We start from the raw sequence: 25877 nt of genomic DNA on the forward strand, positions 1-25877 counted from the left end.
AAAAATTTTTAAAAATATAATTTATTGCTAAATAAAATGTGACAGTTTTGTCATTTGAAAAGCTATATTTGTTAGCACAATCAAACGAAAGTATAAAGTCGATACGTTATGATAGCAATATAAATAAAAGTTCAGTAATTAAAGGAGTGTCAAACATGTCCATTTTAAAAGTAGAAGGATTAACTAAAAATTATGGAAACAAACATAGAAAACAAGAAGTACTAAAAGGGATAGATTTCACAATCGAAAAAGGTGAATTCGTAACAATTATGGGACCATCTGGGTCAGGGAAAACGACATTACTGAATGTTATTAGCTCTATTGATTATATTACAAGTGGTACTGTAGAAATTAATGGCCATGAAATTAATAAAATGAGTAATAAAGCATTAGCAGATTTTCGTAAACGAGAGATAGGTTTTATTTTTCAAAACTATAGTGTACTGAATACATTAACAGTTAAAGAAAACATTATGCTTCCATTATCCATTCAAAAGCTATCTAAACAAGAAAAAGAACAGAATTATGATGAAGTAACGAAAGCATTAGGTATTAGCGAATTAGGTCATAAATATCCAACTGAAATATCTGGAGGGCAACAGCAACGTACTGCAGCGGCACGCGCTTCAGTACATAAACCAGCCATTATATTTGCAGATGAACCTACAGGCGCATTAGATTCTAAAAGTGCACAAGATTTATTAAATCGTCTAGAAGATTTAAATGAAAGTATCAATGCCACAATTGTTATGGTGACACATGATCCTGTAGCAGCGAGCTATTCCAATCGTGTCATTATGTTAAAAGATGGTGATATTCATTCCGAAATTTATCAAGGAGAAGATAGCAACCAAGCGTTTTATAAAAATATTATTCATATGCAAACTGCCTTAGGTGGTGTAACAAATGAGTTTTAATCAAATCGTCATAAAAAATTTAAGACAAAATATAAGACATTACGCCATGTACTTATTTTCATTAATTGTAAGCATTGTTCTATATTTTAGTTTTGTAACATTAAAATATACAGAAAGTATTAATAATGGTGATTCGCTAAAAACCATTCAAAAAGGTTCAGAAATTGGTGCAGTATTTTTATTCTTTATTATCGTCATATTTTTAATGTATGCTAACCAACTATTTATTAAACGTAGAACGAGAGAATTTGCTTTATATCAATTAATTGGTTTAACAAGAAGAAATATTATGCGTATGCTTCTAATTGAACAAGCAATCATGCTAATATGCACTGGCATCATAGGTATGATTATAGGTATATTTGGTTCGAAATTACTGTTGATGATCGTGCTTAAAGTGCTGAGCCTTGATACAAGCGTGTCGCTAACGTTTGAATTTGCAGCTGTTATGCAGACATTGATGCTCATCGCAATATCGTTTGTATTAATATTAATACAAAGTTTTATTTTTTTACGTAAACGTAGCATTTTGACGATGATGAATGATAGCGCGCAAACAGAAATGACAAAGTCTAAAATTACAGTGTTTGAAGTCATTTCAGGTGTGCTTGGGATAGTAATGATAGGTTTTGGATATTACATGTCTACGGAAATGTTTGGTAAATTTATGGATCTATTAGTATTTACACCGTTTATCATTTTGTTTTTAACGGTTGTAGGGGCATATCTATTTTTCCGTAGCTCAGTATCGCTTATTTTTAAGACGTTGAAGCGTTCAAAAAAAGGAAATGTTTCTATAACAGATGTTGTATTCACTTCTTCTATTATGCATAGAATGAAAAAAAACGCATTGTCACTGACGATTATTGCGACAATTTCCGCAGTTACTGTAACGGTTTTATGTTTTGGTGCTATTAGTAAATCAACTATAGATGAAAATGTAGCATTGACAGCGCCGCATGATTTAAATTTTACCGATAGTAAAAAGTCAGCGCAATTTGAACATAAATTACAACAATCCAATATTGACGTTAAGAAAGATTATAAGGAAATAACACGTTCTGAAGTACTGGAAGATCAAGTATTTCAAAAGACCAGCATGAGTAGTATCCGTGACATATCTATAACAAGTAATGAATATTTTAATGATAAAGCAATATCTGGTAATAAAGCCAAATTAATTAATTTAGCAGCTGGAAGCGGCGTTGTAAAATATGAACTAAATAAAGATATTCAGTTAAAAGGTCATGGTAAAGAAACATTTGAAGTTATTGATGATAGTGAAGAAACTGAATTTATGGCTCAAGTAAGCTATGGTGGCCCTGTATTGTTAGTTAGTCCAGAGAAATATGATGCGCTTAAACACTACGGCGAAGATACAAAACAACAGTATGGTTATGATGTGAAACATCAATCAGATTTGACTAAAGCGACCAAAATTGCCCAATCTATTGATTCAAACATACAACCAAAAGAAATGGTAAAACAACAATTAAATGAAAGTATCGGTATTCTATTATTTTTAACTTCATTTTTAGGTTTAGCATTTTTAGTAGCAGCTGGGTGTATTATTTATATTAAGCAAATGGATGAAACAGAGGATGAAATACCTAATTTCCGTATTTTAAGAAAAATTGGTTACACGCATCAAGATATGTTAAAAGGACTCGGACTCAAAATTATCTTTAATTTTGGATTGCCATTGGTTGTTTCCTTATTGCATGCGTATTTTGCGGCAAAGGCATTTATGGGATTATATAATACTGCTAATATGACGCCAGTTTATGTTGTAATGGTTATATATTCAGTCATTTATTGTATATTTGCGATAATGTCCTTTATTCATTCAAGTCGAATTGTGAAACACTCAATATAAAATTGGAACCAATTTCATCATAAAAAATAGTGAAATTCGAAAGCTGATGGAGCGTATCATTTTTTAATAAGATTCGCTCCATTTTTTGTTGAATATAAATGGGATTGAAAACATGGCGTTCGTACATTTGTATTTGAATATGGCTATTGCTAACAGCCATATTCAAATCTAGGTTACGACTTTATATTGTTAACTTACTTCTATTTTAAAGTAGTGACGTTTAGCTTATTAGCAACCATTTTTAGCATAAGGGTGGTATCTGCTACTATCTCTTATGTTTGTTTGAGATAATTCATGGGAACTGTTAAATGATGGGAGTAATAAAATATGGAGGTAATGCGATGAATTTAATAGAATTTCATAAACAAATTAAAGGCTATACTCAAAATAGACAACCTGGCATTCAAAAAGATATGGAACCACAGCCGCTAACAGAAATGGAAAATTATAAAAGTGGCGGTAAATTAGTTGGTAAAGTTGCTTTAATTACAGGTGGTGACTCTGGTATTGGTCGTTCTGTCGCTATTTTGTTTGCGAGAGAAGGCGCAAATGTTGCTATAGGTTATTACGACGAACATGAGGATGCACAAAATGTAGTTGATAATTTGAAATCAATAGGTGTATCAGCAAAAGCATATGCACATGATCTAAAGGAAGTAGAAGCATCTAAAGAACTCATTAATAAAGTTGTAAATGATTTTGGGGGTTTGAATATCCTAGTAAATAACGGTGGCGTTCAATTTCCTCAAGATAACTTCCAAGAAATCACTCCAGAACAAGTTAAAGAAACATTTGAAACGAATATTTTTGGTATGATGTTTTTATCACAAGCGGCAGTGCCACATTTAAAAGACGGAGATGCTATTATTAATACCACAAGTGTCACAGCATATAGAGGTTCAGCGCATCTTATAGATTATTCAGCTACAAAAGGCGCCATAGTAGCTTTCACACGATCTTTAGCTACTACGCTTATGGAGCAAGGCATACGTGTGAATGCAGTTGCGCCAGGTCCGATATACACACCGCTGATTCCAGCTACATTCTCAGAAGAAAAAGTAGCACATCAAGGTGAAGATACACCAATGGGCAGACGTGGCCAACCAGCAGAACTTGCGCCATCTTATGTGTTTTTAGCATCTTATGCAGATAGTTCTTATATTACAGGTCAAGTGATTCATGTTAATGGTGGTGACTATACTACTTCTTAATAAAAAAGCGGGCGAGGCTTCAACACTTCTGACTAAAAACAAACGCCAATTTCTATTGAACAAATATAGAAGTTGACGTTTTCTTTGGTTTTGTGAAATTTTGTAGCTCATTGAACTACTATTTTCTTAAATCCAGTTTTGCGTATTGAAAAAATTAATATTATATTTTTTAGTTTTAACTTTAAGAAATAAACTGTATATGATTAAAGGAATTCTATTAAATTTATCTATGGTGTGTAATCTACAACATAGCATTGATGGCGACACACCTATAGAAAGATCATACATCTTGAGGCTACGGACTCAAGACGTACCTAAAGTAAGGGAGCAAAATGATATGAAGTATTGGTATAAAATGAACCCCAAAAAGATTTCTAACTTAAGATATCTTTTTGGGGCTGAACTGTTGGATTCACCCGAGCCTCTTAAATATGATATAGGCAGCATATAAGTAAACTTACACAAATCTTTTATAGCGTTATTATCTCAACGCTCACTTTTAGAGTAGTAGATATAAATCATGTTTTGCTCTCTGAAAAAGTATTGGTTAATTGCCTTTATATTATATAAAGCTAGTAATATATTTAATATCAAGAAACATATTTATATAAATGAATCGCTTTTGTGTTAAAAGAAATCAGCAGGGATGAAATCATCTACACTTATATTTTTAAATGAGTCAAAGTTAACATTTTCGATATTTTGCAGTATTTCACCATCTTTAAATTGTTGGTAATAATGCTTTGTTTCTGCTGCGACGTCATGTTCTTGGAACGTTTTTACCGCACCTAGTATAATTAAGATAGCTATGGCGCCTTTAATTATTGTTTTCATAATAAATGACTCCTTTTGATGATTATATATATATTATAATAGAAATTTTAATTGATGACATACGTCTATAGTATTTATAAATCATCGTACCTTAGTAGTATATATCAATCAAAGTAGTCCATTTTATAGTATATCTTAAATGGTAGTTAGAGACCGAAAGCAATCGGCAACCAGAAGTAAGCAAAGAATGATATGACAATGATTGTAAATATATTGAGGATAAACCCTGCTTTTACCATATCTTTCATTTCTAACTCATCTGAACTAAACACGGCTGCGTTGGGCGGTGTTGAAATTGGCAACATAAAAGCGCAAGTTGATGAAACTGCAACAATCCCCATAATAATAAATGGATCTTGACTAATAGCTGCAGCGAACCCAATACTAATTGGCATTAACATATTTGAAACTGCAGTGTTGGACATTACTTCTGTGAGGAATAAGATACCAGTAGTAAGCACGATAACAATTAAAATTAATGGCAGTGGTTTTACAATACCTAACATACCACCGAACCACTTGGTCAGTCCAGAATCTTCGAATGCAGCTGCTAATGAAAGGCCGCCTCCAAATAATAGTAATATACCCCAGGGCAGTTTGTTCATATCATCCCAAACGAGTAAGCCGCCCTTATGTATTTTGGCTGGAATTAAGAACAATAGTACTGCGCCTGTCATTGCAATCACTGTATCAGATAAATGTAGAGAAGTAGGAAGCAAGCCGCCTCCAATCCATAATACACTCACAAATAAAAATACAATGCCAGTTAATTTTTCTTCTAAGCGCATTGGTCCTAAATCATGTAAAGATTTCCTAGCGAAATCAGAAGATATTTTGTCTGCATCTTCAATTTTAAATAGCCATTTTGTCATTAAGAAATATAATATAAAAAGTAAAATAATCGTCAATGGCAAGGCGAAAACCATCCATTGCCCAAATGAAACTGTTCTGTCTAGACTTGACGATGCGATGGCTGCGAATACTGCGTTTGGAACTGAACCAATCAAAGTAGCTAAGCCACCAATTGAAGCAGAATAGGCTACTGTAAGCAACAGTGCCTTACCAAATTTATGTGCTGACTCGGGTTTTAAAAATTGTGCATCTTTAATTTCTTGGATTAAGGCTAATGCAATAGGTAACATCATTAAAGCCGTTGCAGCATTTGAAATCCACATCGAGATAAATGCTGTTGCAATCATCGTTCCTAAAATAATACGATTACTGTTAGAACCCATCATAGCAATAATGGTCATTGCAATACGTTTATGTAAATTCCATTTTTCAATCGCTAATGCAATAATAAAACCACCCATATACATAAAAACAATTGGGTCAGCATATGCGCTTGCAGCTACCGTTTCATTTGTACCTCCACTTAAAGGTAGTAAGATAAGTGGGATTAATGATGTAGCTGGTATTGGAATAGCTTCTGTAATCCACCATGTCGCGACAAAAAGTGTTACAGCAAGCACAGCTCTAGGCGCATCGTCTAAATCTGTAATACTTGGGACAAAGTAAAAAATTAAAAAGAGCAATGGTCCTAGTACCAAACCAATCTTTTGTTTCATAGAAATTTCCCCCTTGTTTGTACCCTTGCAATAGTAAGAATACCAATTCAGAAAAGCTATGACAATTTATTTTTCAGAAAATTGAAACAAGTATTATAATTATTGTTAGAATAAGCGAACAGATTAGAAATATAAAAGGGAGTGATTTTATGGAATTTGGTACAATCGTAGCCAAAGATGATATTTGGGTGTTGTGGGCAATTATCATTGTGTGGGCTACAGTGAGTTTGTTTTTAGAGCAACGTTATCAGTGGGCAAGTACTATATCGGGAGCCATTATAGCGTTAGTCGGTGCGATGTTACTTTCTAATTTTAAAGTAATTCCAACAAGTTCTCCAGTTTACGATACAGTGTGGGATTATGTTGTACCTCTATCGATACCATTGTTACTTTTTAGTTCTAATATTTTAAAGATTTGGAAAGAAAGTCGTCGGTTATTATTTATTTTTTTAATTGCTTCTGTAGGCACTATGATTGGAACTACCGTAGCATTTATCATTCTGAACCATTCGGTGCCATATTTATCTAAACTAGGCGCAATGATGACAGGCAGCTATATAGGTGGTGGCGTGAATTTTGCTGCTTTAAGCTCTAAATTAGAGGCGCCGAGTGATATGATATCATCTACTGTCGTAGCAGATAATAGTGTTATGGCACTATATTTTTTATTATTAATCGCCATACCATCCATACCATATATTAAAAAACATTTTAATACACAATATGGCGGTAAAGATACTTCAGGATCTCAACAAGCATTTTGGCAACCTAAAAAAATCCAATTGTTAGATATTGCATTTTCTTTAGCTATAGCCATTGCAATCGTTGCTGTTAGTTTTAAGTTTTCAGAATTTATTCAACATGTGGTCCCGCAAAGCAATGTGTGGTTGGTAATACTAGTATCATTTTTTGGCGATTTTTATCTGTTACTTACTACTTTAACATTGGTGGTAGTTGCTATATGGGGCGATTTCTTTGAAAAATTAGCTGGTGCATCTGAAATTGGCACATTCCTCATTTATATTTTCTTTGTAGTCATCGGGACACCTGCTTCATTTGTAACGATTATCAAAACAGCGCCATTGCTTTTTATCTTTGTAATTATCATTTTAATTTTTAATTTAGGTTTAAGTTTAATGTTGGGAAAATTATTGAAATTTAATGTAGAAGAGATTTTGCTAGCGAGCAATGCAACAGCTGGTGGACCAACTACTGCTGCGGCCTTAGCTATAGGTAAGGGATGGACTAGTTTAGTGGGACCAATCTTAATTATTGGAACGCTAGGTTACGTGATTGGCAATTATGCTGGTACATTAATGTATCAATGGCTTAGTTATCTTGCTTAGTGCTATGAGGTGAGTGTGTTGACGGTGTATTAGTGAGATAGATATAGTAAGAATACTAGAAATATAACTCATGTTTGGAGGCGCTATTATGACTGAAAAAGACAAAATGCTAGCAGGTGAATGGTATGATGCTAATTATGATGAGGATTTAGAGAAAGAAAGAAGCAAAGCGAACGATTTATGTTTTGAATTGAACCAAACGAAACCAAGTAATAAAGAAAAACGTCATGCTATTTTGAAAGAATTATTAAATGATGAACCTAATCATTTAGAATTACTGAGCCCATTTTATACTGATTATGGCTATAATACATTTTTAGGAAAACACGTATTTATTAATCATGATTGTTATTTTATGGATGGTGGTAAAATCTTTATCGGTGATCATGTTTTTATTGGGCCTAAATGTGGCTTTTATACAGCAATACACCCATTAAATTATCAAGATAGAAATATTGGTTTAGAACAGGCCTTGCCTATACATATCGGAGACAATGTTTGGATAGGAGCAAATGTGATTGTTTTGCCGGGAGTGACGATTGGTAATGGCGCAGTGATAGGTGCTGGAAGTGCAGTAACTAAAGATATCCCAAGTAATGTATTAGCAGTGGGTTCTCCAGCTAAGCCAATTAAGACGATTGATAATGAATAAAATTGCTATATACCTTAAGTTAAATAATGAAAAATATATCACTTGATTAGGATGGTAGTGAGGACAGTCCGGGGCATAAATAGATGTCTCGGACTGTTTAACTATATTGAAATTAGAGAGAGTGGGATGAAAAGCGTTTTAGTTAATAAAAAAGAAAGAACGAAAAATTGTGTAAAATTTTAAAATAAATTAAATCTGTTTTAAAAAATGTTCCGCGGAGCTTAAATTAAATATAATAAAATTGTTCGGAATATAATAAAAATTTATGTTAGAATATATAGATATGGAAATTGGTAAGGTTAGATTTTTGTGAGTTATAATATTTTTGTATGTACTTGTTATAAATAGATTTGATAGCCTTATTTGAAATGGGTTGAACTATTAATTTCCACAAATTTAACGTATCAGTAGTTCAAAGGAAGAGGAGAATTATTCATGGACATTTTAATAGGGACCTTGTTTTTAATAATAGTCTTAGTACTATTTACATTATTTACATATCGTGCTCCTAACGGTATGCGTGCCATGGGGGCGTTAGCGAATGCAGCGATAGCCACATTTTTAGTTGAAGCTTTCCATAAGTATGTTGGTGGCGATTTGTTTGGGATTCAATTTTTAGGTGATCTCGGTGATGCAGCTGGAGGTCTAGGTGGCGTCGCAGCAGCTGGTTTAGTTGCCTTGGCTATAGGTGTTTCACCAGTCTATGCTTTAGTGATTGCAGCAGCTTGTGGCGGTTTAGATTTAATACCGGGATTTGTCGCAGGTTATGCAATTGGTTATTTAATGAAATTTGCAGAAGATAAAGTACCAGATGGCGTAGATTTAATTGTGGGTATTTTAATTATTGCTCCGTTGGCAAGATTGGTCGCAACAGTGATTACACCATTAGTTAACAATTCATTACTGAAGATTGGCGATATTATTCAAAGTTCTACAGAGATTAATCCAATTATTATGGGTCTCATACTAGGTGGCGTAATTACAGTGGTCGGCACAGCGCCTTTAAGTTCGATGGCGTTAACTGCATTATTAGGATTAACAGGCATGCCAATGGCTATTGCGGCAATGGTTTCATTTTCATCGTCCTTTATTAACGGTACGATGTTTAATAAATTAAAACTTGGAGATCGTAAATCTAGGATTGCAGTTTGTATTGAGCCATTATCACAAGCCGATGTCGTTTCTGCGAATCCAGTCCCAGTATACACAGCAAACTTTATTGGAGGTGCTTTAGCAGGGGCAGTTATTGCTTCATCTGGCATGATCAATGATGCTACCGGAACGGCAACGCCACTTGCAGGTTTCCTTGTTATGTTTGGGTTCAATGATCCGATGAAAATAATTATCTATGGTGTAATTGTAGGTATTATAGGGTTAATTGTAGGTTATGCATGTTCCGTTTGGTTTAAGAATTATCCAATTGTTACAAAAGAGGATATTGAAGCACGTTAAAATTAAGTATAGTCAAAATCAAAGCATGTCATCAAGATTTTTAAAATTACTTATGACTGACGTAAAATGGATACATGAAGTGCATTTTATAAAAAACAAATGATTATAGAAAAATAGGAGCGCGAGCATATAGAGCCAAATGGGTTTTGTGACATCTATATGCCCGCGTTTTTTATAATAATTAATTAACTTTGTATATAGGTTTAATCACTTAATTGGCTATCTGGTACATCAGTGATAAACATGTGTCCAGGTGCATGTGTAACCATTAATTCGGGCTTAGCGTCTAGAGCGACAGATTGTGGTGTTACACCACATCCCCAAAATACAGGGACCTCATTTTCTTTAATCGTAACAGGTTCTCCAAAGTCAGGTTGAGTGATGTTTTCAATGCCAATTTCTGATGGGTCACCGATATGAATAGGTGCGCCATGAACATTTTTGAAATGTGTCGTAATTTCAGTTGCTTTTATGGCTTGTTGCATGGTCATCGGTCTCATACTTACGGTGATATTTCCTGAAAATTGGCCGCTTGGCGCTGCTGGAATGTTTGTCACATACATCGGTACATTATGTTCTTCTTCAATGTGACGGATTGGAAGCCCAGCTTCTAATAAGGCATGTTCAAAGGTGAAACTACAACCAATCAAGAAGCTTACCATATCGTCATTAAATAAATGTTTAATATTGACCGGGGATTCTACTAATTCTCCATAACGATATACTCTATATTGAGCAACTTCGCTAGTTATATTAGCGTTTTTACCATAAAAAGGAAAATGCGTAGATCCTTTTTCAGATACGTCTAAAAGTGGGCATGTTTTAGGGTTCCTAAAACAAAATTTTAAAAAGTCATACGCGTAAGCAGATGGTAATATGACTACATTTGCTTGAATATAACCTTTAGCCATGCCACTTGTATGACCTGTGAGTGTACCTTCACTTATCAATTTTCTTAATGTACTTGGATGTTCTGTTTGTAAATTCATCAAGTGTGCCTCCCATTCATTTGGATATAGATATATTTTAGCAAAAATTAAACGATAAGTTGTATAAATACTTCTGAATATTGTGCGAATTCAAAAAATGATTATAGAAGAGAAACTAATTTTGTTTTCACTTCTACAATCACAATATTGAGTTATAAGGTCGAGCAGAACTTTATTAATCATATCACTGATAATGGCTCAATTTATTTTTGCCATCGTGTATTATCAATAATTTTTAAATGCGTTGTTAATTTAATCGTCTTTATTTTTTGAGTGATTACTCTCGTTTTTGTGATTAGGTTTATCATCTTTAACGTTTGCTTGTTCTACTGAATGATGATCATTATGGGTTGGGTTTTTACGTTCACGTTCTTCTAATGGTATAGAGTAATCCTTATCATCATCGATATAAGTCATTTTAAAATGTTCTGTTGGTTCTCTTCGTAAGGCACGCATTAGGGAGAAAATCATAAGCAACAGAATAAGTGAGAAAGGTAAACCAGTAACCACAGAGGCTGTTTGTAAACTTGTTAGACCGCCTGCAATTGTCATAGCGACTGATATGGCACCAATCAATATACCCCAAACAATTTTATGCTTAATTTTAGGATTTGCAATACCACCAGTAGCCATACCAGCAACGATATGGGTAGTAGAGTCAGCGCTTGTAATGATAAATATAAAAATAAGTGCAATCGCTAAAGCACTAGTTATATCAGCAATAGGAAATTTAGATAGCAATTCAAACAGAGCAACGGTATAGTCTTTATCAACAATATTTGCGATGTTATCGTTACTAGTTAATGCAATTTTAACTGCTGTGCCCCCAAAGCCTGCAATCCATGTAAAAGAAATTAAAGGGGGGATAATTAATACACCAATGACGAATTCTCTGATAGTTCTACCACGTGAGACACGAGCTACAAATCCGCCTATAAATGGAGACCAAGAGATAACCCAAGCCCAATAAAAGACAGTCCATTGTTGTATCCAGCCATTATCTCCTGTATACGGACTAATTCTTAAACTATATTCAACGAAATGACGTAAGTAATCACCGACCGCTAATGTATACGATTCTAAAATAAATTTAAAATCTCCGAATATAAATATAAAGATAAGTAATATTGCGCCTAAACCGATGTTGACATTGCTTAACCACTTAACCCCTCTATTGAGGCCTGTAACAGCTGAGGTCAAAAAGATAGCGACCATTAAAATAGTAATGGATATTTTTGTTATATTATTATTCGGTACATTAAAGACATGATGGAGCCCACCACTAATTTGCATAATACCTAGACCAATTGATGTAGCTATCCCCATAACAGTAGCTATGATAGCTAATATATCTATCACGTTTCTGTATGGGCGTTTATAAGATTCACCAAATACGGGTTCCATTGCAGTTGAAATAAGGCCATTACGTTTTTTTCGAAATTGAAAATAGGCCACTGTTAAACCAGCAATCGCAAATATAGACCACTGTGAAATTCCCCAGTGGAAGAAAGTATAACCCATAGCAACACGGGCAGATTCTGCAGATTCATCAGGTGTTTTACCAGGAAATGGTGAATGTAAATAATGTGTTAATGGTTCGGCTACTCCCCAAAAAACAATGCCGACGCCTAAACCAGCTGAAAAAAGCATGCCAATCCAAGACATCATTGAAAATTCTGGAGCTTCATTATCATTACCCAATTTAAAACGACCATAGCGTGAAACAGCTAAAGCAATTAAAAAGATATCTAAAATAAAAATAATTACTAAGAACAGCCAACCAAAATGATTCGCTATATAATCGTAAACTTGTTGTGCATGTGTTCCGAAAACCGTAGGAAAACTTCCTGCGATTACAGTAATTATGACAATGATTGCTACGGATATCATATAAACAAGATTCCGATGTTTTTTCTTTCTGTCGTATGCATTCTTGTCATTCATAATAGTATTAAATCATCCCTTTGTTTTTATTTATATTAAGCAATTACCCTAACATCATAACTGTATTCGCTTAAAATTTTGTAAATATATTTTAAATATTATACTATAGGGTAGGCCAACGTGAATAATTTGTATAGTGTTGGGTATACAACCTATGAAAATAGATGTTTTTAAGGAGGTTAAATATGAAGCGAACTGTGGAAAAAGTATTGGCTTGGTTAGGTATTCTCATACAGTTTGTAGTTATTTTTTTAATGGCCATTGCAGCGCCATTTTTAAATGATGAGAGTTATAAAAGTTCGTTGATGCGTTCGGTCGAAAACCAAGATATAATCCGTGACAACTTAACGCAAACAGAGACTTCGCAATTGCTAGATAACATAAGTCAGTTATTTATCATCGCTTTAGGGACTGTTATTATAACGACAATTCTAGCACTCATATTTGTATTGTTAATTAATAAGTTACCTAAAACAGTTGGCGTTATACTTGTATTACTAGCTATTGTAACTGTATTTACTTTAAATCTGCTCACGGCATTATTATGGCTTATCGCTGGAATTATATTATTAGTTAGACAGCCAAATAAAAAGAGTAAATCCAAAAAAATACATAAGAAATAGGTGAATTATACTTTCTACATGATCCTATTATAAGCAAATAAGTTATGAAGTAGTTAGTTTAGTCATAGACATATTTTGGAAATAAGTTAAAAACACTTTCGTTACAACCATGTTGCTGGACTGAAATTAAACGAAAGTGTTTTTTAAATACAGTTATTATAATAAATCATTCTGACAGGGAATAAGGTAGTTTGTATATGAAGAAAAAGGACGTTTCACCCATGAAATAAGAACGCGTACTTTTCATATTAAACCCATTATTAAAGCATATTGGCTACAGTGACAAAATACAATATATTTCTATAAAAGTTATTGTAAGCGATTGCATTTGTTGTGTGATACCTATACAATGAAATCAAGAATGGAAAGTTTCCATTTTAGTTTTCTATTTACAAACTTAACATGGGGGTAGAAAAATGGTTGTTAATTATAAAAATGAACCGGGCATTGACTTTACAAACAATGACAATGTCGAATCATTCAAAGAAGCTTTAAAGAAAGTGAAAGGTGAATTAAATCAAAAACTTCCCTTAGTAATTAACGGGGAGAAAATATTCACTAAAGATACATTCCAATCTATCAATCCTGCAAACACTTCTGAAGTCATTGCAGAAGTATCAAAAGCGACAACAAAAGAAGTGGACAAAGCATTTGAAGCTGCTGACGAAGCTTATAAATCATGGAAGCGTTGGACGCATAGAGAGCGTGCTGAGTTTTTAATTAAAGTTGCGGCTATTATTAGACGTCGTAAAGAAGAAATTTCAGCAGTGATGGTGTATGAAGCTGGCAAACCATGGGACGAAGCGGTCGGCGATGCAACTGAAGGTATTGATTTTATTGAATACTATGCTCGGTCAATGATGGAACTCGCAGATGGAAAACCAGTTTTAGATAGAGAAGGGGAACACAATCAATATTTTTATAAACCTATCGGCACTGGTGTTACAATCCCACCATGGAACTTCCCGTTCGCAATTATGGCTGGTACGACATTAGCACCAGTGGTTGCAGGGAATACAGTGCTTTTAAAACCAGCTGAAGATACACCATTAACAGCTTATAAATTAATGGAGGTATTAGAAGAAGCTGGCTTACCTAAAGGCGTGGTAAACTTTGTGCCAGGTGATCCAAAAGAAATTGGCGATTATCTCGTAGACAGCGTGCATACGCATTTTGTTACCTTTACAGGTTCACGTGCCACAGGTACACGAATTTTTGAAAGAGCTGCAAAAGTACAAGAAGGACAACAATTTTTAAAACGTGTCATCACTGAAATGGGTGGTAAAGACGCAATCGTTGTTGATAAAGATATAGATACAGATTTAGCAGCAGAATCTATTGTGACATCAGCTTTTGGATTCTCTGGCCAAAAATGTTCTGCTTGTTCACGCGCTATCGTTCATAAAGATGTATATGATGAAGTGTTAGAGAAAGCAGTTAAACTAACAAAATCATTAACATTAGGTAATACAGAAAATAACACATATATGGGCCCGGTTATTAACCAAAAACAATTTGATAAGATTAAAAATTATATCGAAATTGGTAAAAAAGAAGGCAAATTAGAACAAGGTGGAGGCACTGATGGGGCTACAGGTTACTTTGTTGAACCTACTATTTTCTCTGGGCTTAAATCAAGTGATCAAATCATGCAAGAAGAAATATTTGGTCCAGTTGTTGGCTTTGTGAAAGGTAAAGACTTTAATGAATTACTAGAAATAGCAAATGATACAGATTATGGTTTAACAGGGGCGGTTATTACTAATAATCGTGAAAATTGGATTGAAGCTGTGAAAGCATATGATGTTGGGAACTTATATCTTAACCGTGGCTGTACTGCAGCTGTTGTTGGCTACCATCCTTTTGGTGGTTTCAAAATGTCAGGTACTGATGCTAAAACAGGTAGTCCAGACTACTTATTAAATTTCTTAGAACAAAAAGTTGTTTCAGAAATGTTTTAAGGCATAATGTAAAATAGAGCAAGATAGCATTGCTATCTTGCTCTATTTTTTATATGTCATTAACTTGTATATTAATCATTTTATGAAATAGTTTATCAATTTCTTCTGAAGGTAGTTTGATATCATGTTCGCGAATCCATTCCATAAATGCGTAAAGGGTAGTGCCGTAAACATAAAAAACTAAATCTATCGGGACAATTTTATCTACTGATATCCGGTGTTCATTCTTTTTAATATCATTTTGCAATACGCGAATAAAATGATTCTCAAGCGTACGTTCAAATTCTTTATCGTCTTCTTGCTTACTTTTAATTTTACTGAATTCTTCTATATCAGTTATCGATTTGTTTAAAATCGTAAAAGGATTATTGATTCGTTCTTTCAAATCTGTAGAAAAATAATCTTGTGTTAAATCAGTTGTTAAATAAATAAGTAAATCGTATTTGTCATAAAAATGTTTATAAAATGTTGTACGGTGCACTAACGCTTCATTACATATTTGGTTAACTGAAATGGTTGAAAATGGTTGTTTTTCTAATAATTCATATAAACTTTGAGAGAGTGCGCGTTTTGTTTTAATAACACGTAAATCTTTTTCATTCATTCTACAATTCTCCTAATTTGTAGTTTAAATATACAGAAATGCATATTTAATTCTTTTTGAAACAGGGTAAAGAGATGTACGATACTAATAGAAATAATCTACACTATATGTATAAACTATAACGTTGTTTAAATAAGGAGGCAATAGTTTGGCAAAATTTTTATACAAACTAGGTTCATTTGTTGCTAAGTACAAATGGTGGAGTATAGTTGCTTGGGTTGTTATTCTCGCAGCAATTATTATACCGCTTACAATAAGTTCGCCGAAGTTTGATAATGATATTACTATGAACGGGTTACAGTCACTAGATACGAATAACAAGATAGAAGATGAGTTTGGGCAAGATAGTGAAAAAGCTCAAATACGAGTTGTGTTTAAAAGTGACTCCGATAATGGCATCGTAAAACAAGATATGACAAAAGATGTCAAAGATACATTGAAAGATATTAAAGATAATGATAAGGATATTAAAGATATTACAGATCCTTATGATAATAAACAAATTAGTGAAGACAAGTCTACAGCGTTTGCTGACATTAATTATGATGTTTCAGCAACATCGTTAAAACAAGACTCTAAAGATGAAGTTAAAGACCAAGTTGAAAAATTAGAAGAGGATCACAATGTACAAGTTGAGCTCATGGGTACAGGCATGGAATCTACTGAAATTGGTGGCGCTTCTGAAATAATTGGTGTTATTGTTGCATTTGTTGTTCTATTGATTACATTTGGATCGTTTATTGCAGCAGGCATGCCAATCATTAGCGCTTTACTTGGTTTAGGTACAGGTGTAGGCATCATCTCATTATTGACATACGCATTTGATATCCCGAATGTGACTTTAACACTGTCTGTAATGATTGGTTTAGCAGTGGGTATTGATTACGCATTATTTATTTTATTTAGATATCGACAAATCGTGAAGAGCGAACCTAATCATATTAAAGCAATTGGTTTAGCAGTGGGTACTGCAGGTAGTGCAGTTATTTTCGCTGGTGTGACAGTTATTATTGCTGTTTGTGGTTTATCTCTTGTAGGTATCGATTTCTTAGCTGTCATGGGATTTGCTTCAGCGATTAGTGTGTTCGTAGCAGTAGTTAGTGCATTAACATTATTACCAGCATTAATTAGCATTTTCCATAAAAAAATTCATCCTAAACAAACGAAATCAGAGTTTGATGGAGATGTGGACACAAAATGGTCTAAATTTGTTGTTGGTAAACCTTTAGCAGCTGTGCTTATTGGCTTGATTATATTAGTTGTAGCTGCTATACCGATTAATGACATGCGTCTTGGTATCCCAGATGACGGTATGAAACCAGAAGATACTACTCAGAAAAAAGCATATGACATTGTTTCAGATAAATTTGGTGAAGGATTTAATGGTCAAATCGCAATGCTTGTGAATGTGAAAGACCAAAATGATAATCCAGAAGATTTACAAAAAGATTTACAAAGCTTAACTAAAGATATTAATGATATGGATCATGTGGATATGGCGACGCCACCCCAATTAAGCGACAGTAAAGATTATGCATTAGTAGCAATCATCCCAGAAAAAGGACCAAATGCACAATCCACAAATGATTTAGTTCATGATTTAAGAGATTATGATGACGATGCTAGAGATAAATATAATTTCAAAACAGAAGTTTCTGGACAAAGTGTTATCAATATTGATATGTCCCAAAAATTAAATGAAGCTATACCATTATTTGCTGGTGTGATTGTGGCATTAGCGTTTGTTCTATTAATGGTAGTATTCCGTTCTATTATCATCCCGTTAAAAGCAGTATTAGGTTTTGTGCTGTCCTTAGTAGCGACATTAGGATTCACAACCTTAGTAATGCAAAAAGGATTTATGTCAGGCTTATTTGGTGTAGATACGACCGGCCCGTTATTAGCATTTTTACCAGTTATCACAATAGGTCTACTATTTGGTCTAGCTATGGACTACGAAGTCTTCTTAATGTCTCGTATCCACGAAGAATACAGTAAGACAAGAAATAATGAGCATTCAATTAAAGTAGGTATTAAAGAAAGTGGTCCAGTTGTAGTTGCTGCAGCGCTTATCATGTTTAGTGTGTTTATCGCATTTGTCTTCCAAGACGACGTGATGATTAAATCTATGGGGCTATCATTGGCCTTTGGTATATTATTCGATGCCTTTATTGTTCGTCTATTATTAATTCCTGCATTAACGCAATTATTTGGTAAAGCTTCTTGGTATATGCCAGCGTGGTTAAACCGAATATTGCCGCATGTAGATATTGAAGGACACGCTTTACAAAGTGAGATGCCTTCAAGCAATTATGCCAATATAAATCAGTCCACACATCATGATAATTATGATCGTTCATTTAGTATTCAGAAGCAACCAAGTTACGCTAAAGAAGACAATCATACGGTTATCGTTGATCACAAAACGAAAGTATTATATAACGAAATTGCGCAACAAACAACACAACCTGAATTCTTGTATGAAGCTTTAAAATCATACAAAAAAGATTTATTAGCGTCACAAGATGAAAGTGAAATACAATCATCTGTAGCACGTAAACCTCGTAATAAGCAAGTGAATAAACAAGGCAATGCAGATGATCAAATTGTTGAATTGTTATCGCAACAAAGTGAAAATATTCGTCATTTAAATGAGTTAATTGAAAAAGCGATTAATAAAAATAAATAGACATTAGTTTTTAAAGTTTGAGCATACAGTTAAAATTTGAATGTGGTATGTGCTACAAACATTTCTGAAAAAACTAAACGTAATTTTAAAAGAGCAAGTGTAGAAAACCAATTCGTATTTTGGTTTCTGCATTGCTCTTTTTTTATGTCTAATTACTGACAAATCAAAAAAGAACATGAAAATTCATATTTACTTTATTAAAATGTATTTAAATAAAGAGGTGTGATATGGAAATCTTTTACGATATAGAATTTAATGACAGTGGTAATTCAGTAGTGAATTTTAACGATGGCGTACGTATGGTATTAGTGCTTAAAAGTACGTTGAAAGTTGTAAGAGGGAGTCAATTTCAGACTTTTCAAGCAGGTGATGTATTTATTATTAATCATAGAGAACGTTATCAATTTATAGAAGAGGATGATGCTTTATATATCAGTATTCATTTAGCGGAAGCTTATTTACGACAATATATTAACGACTTTAATGGTAAAATGTATATTTTAAATCAGCAAACGTTACAAGGTGTGATTTATAAACAAATTATTAATGCAATTGCTAAAATTGGTATTGTCTATATTAGAAAAGGGAAATTTTATCGCTTATATTTAGAACAGCAATTAATTGATTTGATATTTATTATTGTGCGTTATTTACCAACACATGACAATGCAACGCTTGAAAATGACATTAACGATGAACGTTTGGAATTTGTATGTAAATATATTGAAAAATATTTTAATACACCTATTACATTAAGTGAAATAGCCGAAAAAGTTCATTTGAGTACGACGTATCTTTCGAAACTATTTACGAAACACATGAGCATTGGTTTTAATCATTATATTAATCATATTAGAACAGAACATTGTAAAAATGATTTGGTTCATACAAATGCATCAATCACACAAATTGCTTTAAAAAATGGTTTTAGCAACTCGACTATGTTATTAAAGTATTTTAAAGCAAATACTGGGCTAACACCATCACAATATAGAACCCGATATCAAAGTGAAGATCACCCAACGAAAATAAAAAAAACAACAGAATTTGAAAACTATCAAAGGTATTTATATTATTTATCTTCATATATACAACAAACGCTTGGAACCATCATTCAATCTCCTGATAATCAAAAAGTAATTGATATTACATTAGAAAATAATCTAAGCCAACAATTATCACATTACCAACATGTTATTCAAATTGGGAGCTTTGACACGTTACTCATTCAAAGATATAGAAAACAATTAATAGAAGTACAACACGATTTAGGATTAGATCATGTTTTAATTAAAGACCCTATATTAAAAGGTTATATTGATCGTAATGTGATTGAAAGTGACGAAATGATTCCCAATATGCACCCTTATATGAAAGTGGATGAATGTTTAAATTTTCTATATGAGCATCAAATAGGGTTAGGTATCGAAATGCATCCGCCAACGTTGCCTTCACAATTTGAAAAATACACAAAAGAATTAAAGTGCTTATTAGAACATATTTATAATACGGTTCCTAATAGAGATTGTTTTAAACTTGTTGTTTATCTTAAGTGTAACCATACGCAGAAAATATTAAACGTTATCACTTTGTTTAAGCAATATTTTGAGTTCGCCCATATTGTACTTAATATTGATATGGATAATATGAATGCGTTAGCGACAGCTAAAAAACTACTGTCAGAAGCAAGCACAAATATTGATAGTATAGCGTTTAACGCAAACCAAAATGATATTATTAATTTTAAATCTATAGAAAGTAAACAGTATGATTTAGCAAAAAGACATATCATCGCACAATATAATACCATGACACGATTATTAGGAGTGAAGGATAAAAATATACCAGTGGTGCTTCTTAATTGGAATACTTTAACTGGTAACACGCACCTCACTAACGGAGAATACTTTAGAGCAGGTATTATTTTTGAACAACTCATTGATATGAATCATCGTATCCATGCAATTGGTTATTGGTTAAATCACGAATTACATCACCAATATAATGCAAATGATGTGATATCAGAGCTGAATGGTATCGATTTATATCACCAATTTGATGGAAAAAGACCAGCATTTTTTACAAGTATGTTTTTTAAGAAATTATTTAAACAAGTGCTATTTAAGAATGAAGACTGTATAGTTTTAGGGTGTAATGATCAATTTCAAATCGTGGTATGGGATGCAGAACATTATAACCCATACTACACTATAAATGAGAAATCGGATTATTTGCTACATAAAGAGTATCAACTCAATATTTTGAATGCAGACAAAGGCACTTACAAAGTTAAACACTTAACTCTGGACAAAAATAATGGTGCACTTTATCAAGTTTGGCAGCAATACAATACGCGTCATGGTATGGATGAAGAAACTATTAATTATGTGAATAGAGTATCTTACCCTAAATTAGACGTTAGCGAAGTGGATATAGTAGATACAGTGTCTTATCATTTAAAGTTACAAACCAACGCGATACAAATCATTGAGTTTAAAAAATACTTTTAATCATCTTCATAAAACGTTTGAATACCATCTGTTATATATAAATAGCGGGTTACAATTTAAAACGCATCCTAGAACAACCGTTAATATAAAATGCTTTAGCATATTTATTGGAACTGCAATCATTTATCAGGTAGAGAAACATAGAAATCAATTTATTTATTGTAAGTAATGATTTTTATGTTTCTCTCTTTTTTAGTTATCAATGAAAAGACAAAAAAGATATATTACATTTTTGTCTTCTTTAAATGAAAAAAATAAGTAGAAAATATTAGATACTAGAAACACAAATATTCTATATTTTTCAAAAATGGTACTCGTTATGATGTTTTGTAGAGAGGATAGCGAGTATCATTTATTGAAAATGTCGATAAACAAGCACATTTTTCAATCGAGCTAATCTTCCCTATTTGTCATTTAACAAAATAATTTAGGAGGACGAACAAATGACTCAACAGGGAAACGTGCAAACGTATAGAGGCGACAATAAATTAATATTAGGTATTGTATTAGGCGTCGTTACTTTTTGGTTATTTGCACAATCATTATTAAATGTAGTGCCAACGTTACAACAATCGTTTGATAGTAATATTGGCACAATCAGTATCGCTGTAAGTATTACAGCATTATTCTCAGGGATGTTTGTGGTTGGAGCTGGCAGTCTTGCTGATAAAGTAGGACGTGTGAAAATAACTTATATTGGATTATGGTTGAGTATTATTGGCTCACTATTAATCATTATTAGCAACTTACCAGTATTACTCATTTTAGGGAGAGTGATTCAAGGTTTATCAGCAGCTGCAATTATGCCATCAACATTAGCAATTATGAAAACATATTTTGAAGGCAAAGATAGACAACGTGCATTAAGTTACTGGTCTATCGGCTCATGGGGCGGTTCAGGATTGGCATCATTATTTGGTGGCATGGTGGCCACATTTATTGGATGGCGATGGATTTTTATCTTATCAATAATTATTGCTTTGATGGCGATGTTACTTATAAAAGGGACGCCGGAAACAAAATCAGATAATACAACCGATTTAAAATTTGATTTTACAGGCCTCATACTTTTTGTAGTGATGATGTTAAGTATTAATATTGTTATTACACAAAGTGGTACATTCGGCATCGTTTCACCTTTAATATTGGGTCTGATTATTGTATTTGTATTAACTACAATGTACTTTATAAAAATTGAAAATAAAAAACGTAACCCACTTATTGACTTTAAATTATTTAAAAATAAAGCATATACAGGCGCAACGTTGTCGAATTTCTTACTTAACGGCGTGGCCGGTGCCTTATTAGTGGCAAATACTTTTGTTCAAAAGGGATTAGGTTTTAATGCGTTTCAAACAGGGCTTTTATCAATCACATATTTAGTAACTGTATTATTGATGATTAGAGTTGGTGAAAAAGTGTTACAAAAAGTAGGTGCAAAAAAACCTATGTTATTAGGAACTACTTTTAATATGATAGGTATTATTTTAATCTCATTAACGTTTTTACCAAGTGTATTATATGTCATTGTATGTATTATTGGTTATTTATTATATGGTTTAGGCTTAGGTTTTTATGCAACACCTTCTACAGATATGGCGATATCTAATTCGCCTGAAGATAAAGTGGGGGTAGCTTCAGGTATTTATAAAATGGCTTCTTCATTAGGCGGCGCATTTGGTATAGCTTTATCTGGTGCATTATATGGTGTTGTTACGGCAGCAACAAACGTGCAAATCGGTGCATTGGCAGGCTTATGGCTGAACGTCATCATGGCACTTTTATCATTTGTTATTATTTTATTGACAGTACCATCTTTTAAAAAGCAAATGAAAGCATAATTCTAAAATACAACGCTTTAGTTTAAAAAGTATATAATAGCAATTAGATATTATATATTTACAATAGGAGGAATAACCATGATGAAACATTTAATTGAAAAATTGAAAGAAAAAGAACCGCGTATGATTGAAATACGTCGTTATTTACATCAACATCCTTAGCTCTCTTTCCACGAAAAAGAAACGCCAAAATATATTGAATCATTTTATGAAGGAAAAGATTGTAAAGTCGAAACAAATGTGGGTCCTAACGGGTTGAAAGTTACGATTGACAGTGGAAAACCAGGTAAGACGATTGCAATTCGCGCTGATTTTGATGCTTTACCAATTCAAGAAGATACAGGATTAGCATTTGCTTCAAAAAATGAAGGTGTTATGCATGCATGTGGACATGACGCACATACAGCATACATGTTAATACTCGCAGAAACGTTAATCGAAATGAAAGACGACTTTAATGGCAAAGTAGTTGTCATCCATCAGCCAGCTGAAGAAGTGCCACCTGGTGGCGCGCAAGCAATGATTAAAGACGGTGTCTTAGATGGCGTCGACCATGTATTAGGTGTTCATGTCATGAGTCATATGCCTGCTGGCAATATATATTACAGAGAGGGCAACGTACAAACTGGACGTGACTTCTTTAAATTAAAAGTGAATGGCCAAGGCGGCCATGGTTCATCGCCACACACAGCAAATGACAGTATCGTAGCAGGTGCTTACTTTGTAAATGCCATACAAACAATCGTATCTAGACGTTTAAACCCGTTTGAAACTGGGGTCGTAACGATAGGTTCATTTGATGGTAAAGGTCAATTTAATGTTATTAAAGATAGTATCGAAATAGAAGGCGATGTACGTGCGTTGACTGATAAGACCAAAAATACAATTAAAAAAGAAGTGAACCGTTTATCAGCAGGTTTAGAAGCAATGTTCGGTGTCGAATGTGAATTAGACTATCACGATGATTATCCAGCACTGTACAATGATCCTGAGTTTACTCAATTTGTGGTAGATACATTAGAAAATGCAGAAACAGATGCGATTAACAATGTTGAAAGATGTGAGCCACAACCACCATCTGAAGATTTTGCGTATTATGCTAAAGCAATTCCTAGCACATTTATCTACGCAGGTGCTTCACCTGAAAACGGTGATATCCACCCGCATCATCACCCTAAATTTAATATTAGTGAAAAAGCGATGCGTGTTTCTGCTGAAGCGGTAGGCATTGCTGTATTAAATTATTTGAAATAAAAGCAATACCTGCTAAATATTGAATGATGAAAGTTATAAAAATGGAGTTACTATAGAAGGAAGACTAAAGTGACAGATATTTGGTTAAGCAATGTATTTGAATCAAATGATTAAACATCTATTGATATTTATGAGAGTGAGAAAATGGAACCTATGACCTAAACATAGGCCGCTTTCTCACTCTTTTTTTGAGATAAGTATGGGATTTTGCACTTTCATATATTGTGGAACAGAAATAAATGGTTGTAATAAATTTGAATGCAATTTAAACTAACAATTAAAAATGAAGGTTTAATATATCTCTATTTAGTGTATATGTAAAATGAAAAATAGAAGGGGATGATTGCATTGAATGGCGAGAAAAAAATAAATGACTTGTTAGAAGACTATAATAAGCAATTAAAAAAATTATTTAAATATGATCATTCTAAGGCTTTAACATTTGATAATGATAAGCGAAGTAAAGTTAGAGACCAAAAGGGCGTTTTTGTAATCTTTGAAAACAAAACACCTATTTTTGTTGGGCAAGCCGGTGGATTTATGACTGGTTATAAATTAACGCAAAAAGATTTATATGATAAATTAGGGCAATTTAATTTAGCTTCAGATACTGGAACTGCAAAATTTAGAAAAACTTATATCGAACAACATGAATTAGATGATTCAGAACTGAAACATATTAAAGCAGTAGAAAAAGATTTTAAATTTCAGTATATTAAAGTTAAAGAAAATAGAGCATTCATTAATATTTTAGAAATATTAGCTTTAGAATACGCCAAAAATAATAATATAAAATTATTCAATTTTGTATAATGACCCATGTTGTATTTCTGTGGTCTGTTAAGAAAGCAGTGATTAAAATGAATACGAAAACAGTTAAAATTCATTTTCAACAACACGATATCCTAGTGAAGCTACCGAAAGGCTATGACGAAAGGCGTCATCATCCATATCCGCTTATGCTAGTACAAGAAGGTTATGCATTATTTAAAGACGTTGAAGCAGATGTGATATTTGCAGACTTGGTTCCGAATGATAGAAAACTTGAACTTACACCATGGCATGCAGTAGTAGACGGCGTCAATTATGATGGAGGGGCAGATACTTATAAAAAGTGGATAATAGAGCAATTGATCCCTTATTTAAGAAAATGTTTTAATATATCACAAGAACATAAAGATATTGGGATTGGCGGCGTTTCTTTAGGTGGGTTATTTACTTTATATACATTATTGAAAGATCCAGAAACATTTGGCTATTATATATTGATATCTCCATCGATATGGTATCCAAGATTTGTTGAATTTATGAAACAACAAGAAATTATAAAACAAGATAAGCGTATCTATTGGTATGTGGGTGAACAAGAGGGACGACAACACATTAGCATAAAACAAGAAATGTTCACTCAGACAGAATTAGGTGTAGATATATTAAACGAATTAATGATTTCGGAAAATGCTTCATTTTATTATGAGACAAATAAAAGAGGTAACCATGAAATGTCTTATTTTAAAAAGTATTTTGCAAGAGCAATCAAAAAATTATTTTGATTTTGTCAATTTTAAGAAGAAATTAAGTCTTTAAGGCTAAAATTATCAGAAAA

General features: G+C 33.1%; 18 protein-coding genes and 1 pseudogene. 14 read left to right on the plus strand and 5 right to left on the minus strand.

The genetic code is table 11. The annotated features are described in order from the left end of the window. Positions 1 to 155: 155 nt before the first annotated feature. The 3 genes from KA894_RS08975 (at position 156) to KA894_RS08985 (ending at position 4004) form a co-directional block, all read left to right on the plus strand. Positions 156 to 917, plus strand: a complete 762-nt coding sequence (locus KA894_RS08975) for an ABC transporter ATP-binding protein (protein ID WP_103373060.1) — start codon at positions 156 to 158, stop codon at positions 915 to 917. Further along, positions 907 to 2793: an ABC transporter permease gene (locus KA894_RS08980; protein WP_119487703.1), complete on the plus strand. Its 1887-nt coding sequence runs from the start codon at positions 907 to 909 to the stop codon at positions 2791 to 2793. The genes KA894_RS08975 and KA894_RS08980 overlap by 11 nt, the downstream gene beginning before the upstream one ends. Before the next feature lie 341 nt (positions 2794 to 3134). Then, positions 3135 to 4004 carry an SDR family oxidoreductase gene (locus KA894_RS08985; protein WP_096808359.1) on the plus strand — a complete coding sequence of 290 codons (870 nt, stop codon included), beginning with the start codon at positions 3135 to 3137 and terminating at the stop codon, positions 4002 to 4004. A gap of 627 nt (positions 4005 to 4631) precedes the next feature. Here KA894_RS08985 and KA894_RS08990 read toward each other — a convergent pair. Continuing rightward, a complete protein-coding gene (locus KA894_RS08990) occupies positions 4632 to 4838 on the minus strand; it encodes a hypothetical protein (RefSeq protein WP_115341915.1) in 207 nt (68 codons plus the stop codon). A gap of 146 nt (positions 4839 to 4984) precedes the next feature. Beyond that, complete coding sequence (locus tag KA894_RS08995) at positions 4985 to 6406, minus strand: SLC13 family permease (RefSeq protein ID WP_119487705.1); 1422 nt, start codon at positions 6404 to 6406, stop codon at positions 4985 to 4987. Positions 6407 to 6555: 149 nt separating this feature from the next. Here KA894_RS08995 and KA894_RS09000 point away from each other — a divergent pair, with 149 nt between their 5' ends. From KA894_RS09000 to KA894_RS09010, 3 genes are all read left to right on the plus strand, one after another. Next, positions 6556 to 7752 (plus strand): DUF819 family protein, encoded by a 1197-nt coding sequence (locus KA894_RS09000; RefSeq protein ID WP_119487706.1) that lies wholly within the window; start codon positions 6556 to 6558, stop codon positions 7750 to 7752. 88 nt (positions 7753 to 7840) lie between these two features. Beyond that, positions 7841 to 8404 (plus strand): sugar O-acetyltransferase, encoded by a 564-nt coding sequence (locus KA894_RS09005; RefSeq protein WP_115341917.1) that lies wholly within the window; start codon positions 7841 to 7843, stop codon positions 8402 to 8404. 435 nt (positions 8405 to 8839) lie between these two features. After that, positions 8840 to 9856: a PTS sugar transporter subunit IIC gene (locus KA894_RS09010; RefSeq protein WP_096808365.1), complete on the plus strand. Its 1017-nt coding sequence runs from the start codon at positions 8840 to 8842 to the stop codon at positions 9854 to 9856. A gap of 203 nt (positions 9857 to 10059) precedes the next feature. Here the strand turns inward: KA894_RS09010 and KA894_RS09015 are convergent, their stop codons facing one another. Then, positions 10060 to 10845 (minus strand): putative hydro-lyase, encoded by a 786-nt coding sequence (locus KA894_RS09015; protein WP_119487707.1) that lies wholly within the window; start codon positions 10843 to 10845, stop codon positions 10060 to 10062. 252 nt (positions 10846 to 11097) lie between these two features. Further along, positions 11098 to 12789: a BCCT family transporter gene (locus tag KA894_RS09020; RefSeq protein WP_096808367.1), complete on the minus strand. Its 1692-nt coding sequence runs from the start codon at positions 12787 to 12789 to the stop codon at positions 11098 to 11100. 185 nt (positions 12790 to 12974) lie between these two features. Between KA894_RS09020 and KA894_RS09025 the strand changes: the two genes are divergently transcribed. After that, a complete protein-coding gene (locus KA894_RS09025) occupies positions 12975 to 13412 on the plus strand; it encodes a DUF4064 domain-containing protein (RefSeq protein WP_096808368.1) in 438 nt (145 codons plus the stop codon). A gap of 416 nt (positions 13413 to 13828) precedes the next feature. After that, positions 13829 to 15373, plus strand: coding sequence for an L-glutamate gamma-semialdehyde dehydrogenase (gene pruA, locus KA894_RS09030; protein ID WP_096808369.1), 1545 nt, complete (start codon positions 13829 to 13831; stop codon positions 15371 to 15373). Between the two features lie 49 nt (positions 15374 to 15422). Here pruA and KA894_RS09035 read toward each other — a convergent pair whose 3' ends face one another. Beyond that, positions 15423 to 15977: a TetR/AcrR family transcriptional regulator gene (locus KA894_RS09035; RefSeq protein WP_096808370.1), complete on the minus strand. Its 555-nt coding sequence runs from the start codon at positions 15975 to 15977 to the stop codon at positions 15423 to 15425. Positions 15978 to 16125: 148 nt separating this feature from the next. On the opposite strand from KA894_RS09035, the gene KA894_RS09040 reads away from it, so the two are divergent. The 6 genes and pseudogenes from KA894_RS09040 to KA894_RS09065 all read left to right on the plus strand — a co-directional run bounded on the left by KA894_RS09040 (position 16126) and on the right by KA894_RS09065 (position 25824). Beyond that, the gene (locus tag KA894_RS09040) at positions 16126 to 18666 is read left to right on the plus strand and encodes an MMPL family transporter (RefSeq protein WP_119487708.1); all 2541 of its coding nucleotides are present in this window, start codon (positions 16126 to 16128) and stop codon (positions 18664 to 18666) included. Positions 18667 to 18893: 227 nt separating this feature from the next. Then, complete coding sequence (gene aryK / locus KA894_RS09045) at positions 18894 to 21176, plus strand: transcriptional regulator AryK (RefSeq protein WP_119487709.1); 2283 nt, start codon at positions 18894 to 18896, stop codon at positions 21174 to 21176. Positions 21177 to 21619: 443 nt separating this feature from the next. Continuing rightward, on the plus strand, positions 21620 to 23017 hold the full coding sequence (locus tag KA894_RS09050) for an MFS transporter (protein ID WP_096808373.1): 1398 nt from the start codon (positions 21620 to 21622) through the stop codon (positions 23015 to 23017). Positions 23018 to 23095: 78 nt separating this feature from the next. Beyond that, positions 23096 to 24271 (plus strand): annotated as a pseudogene (locus KA894_RS09055) (M20 family metallopeptidase). Between the two features lie 348 nt (positions 24272 to 24619). Further along, positions 24620 to 25084 (plus strand): hypothetical protein, encoded by a 465-nt coding sequence (locus tag KA894_RS09060; protein WP_119487711.1) that lies wholly within the window; start codon positions 24620 to 24622, stop codon positions 25082 to 25084. 47 nt (positions 25085 to 25131) lie between these two features. Continuing rightward, positions 25132 to 25824, plus strand: a complete 693-nt coding sequence (locus tag KA894_RS09065; protein ID WP_119487712.1) for an alpha/beta hydrolase — start codon at positions 25132 to 25134, stop codon at positions 25822 to 25824. Positions 25825 to 25877: the final 53 nt, after the last annotated feature.

Source organism: Staphylococcus sp. GDY8P131P (assembly GCF_017891975.1).
GTDB classification, from domain to species: Bacteria; Bacillota; Bacilli; order Staphylococcales; family Staphylococcaceae; genus Staphylococcus; species Staphylococcus nepalensis.

Coding starts and splice junctions, on each gene's coding strand:
- KA894_RS08975 (WP_103373060.1), top strand. CDS start 156: ATGTCCATTTTAAAAGTAGAAGGATTAACTAAAAATTATGGAAACAAA.
- KA894_RS09010 (WP_096808365.1), top strand. CDS start 8,840: ATGGACATTTTAATAGGGACCTTGTTTTTAATAATAGTCTTAGTACTA.
- KA894_RS08985 (WP_096808359.1), top strand. CDS start 3,135: ATGAATTTAATAGAATTTCATAAACAAATTAAAGGCTATACTCAAAAT.
- aryK (WP_119487709.1), top strand. CDS start 18,894: ATGGAAATCTTTTACGATATAGAATTTAATGACAGTGGTAATTCAGTA.
- KA894_RS09020 (WP_096808367.1), bottom strand. CDS start 12,789: ATGAATGACAAGAATGCATACGACAGAAAGAAAAAACATCGGAATCTT.
- KA894_RS09000 (WP_119487706.1), top strand. CDS start 6,556: ATGGAATTTGGTACAATCGTAGCCAAAGATGATATTTGGGTGTTGTGG.
- KA894_RS09015 (WP_119487707.1), bottom strand. CDS start 10,845: ATGAATTTACAAACAGAACATCCAAGTACATTAAGAAAATTGATAAGT.
- KA894_RS09050 (WP_096808373.1), top strand. CDS start 21,620: ATGACTCAACAGGGAAACGTGCAAACGTATAGAGGCGACAATAAATTA.
- KA894_RS09005 (WP_115341917.1), top strand. CDS start 7,841: ATGACTGAAAAAGACAAAATGCTAGCAGGTGAATGGTATGATGCTAAT.
- pruA (WP_096808369.1), top strand. CDS start 13,829: ATGGTTGTTAATTATAAAAATGAACCGGGCATTGACTTTACAAACAAT.
- KA894_RS08980 (WP_119487703.1), top strand. CDS start 907: ATGAGTTTTAATCAAATCGTCATAAAAAATTTAAGACAAAATATAAGA.
- KA894_RS09065 (WP_119487712.1), top strand. CDS start 25,132: ATGAATACGAAAACAGTTAAAATTCATTTTCAACAACACGATATCCTA.
- KA894_RS08995 (WP_119487705.1), bottom strand. CDS start 6,406: ATGAAACAAAAGATTGGTTTGGTACTAGGACCATTGCTCTTTTTAATT.
- KA894_RS08990 (WP_115341915.1), bottom strand. CDS start 4,838: ATGAAAACAATAATTAAAGGCGCCATAGCTATCTTAATTATACTAGGT.
- KA894_RS09025 (WP_096808368.1), top strand. CDS start 12,975: ATGAAGCGAACTGTGGAAAAAGTATTGGCTTGGTTAGGTATTCTCATA.
- KA894_RS09035 (WP_096808370.1), bottom strand. CDS start 15,977: ATGAATGAAAAAGATTTACGTGTTATTAAAACAAAACGCGCACTCTCT.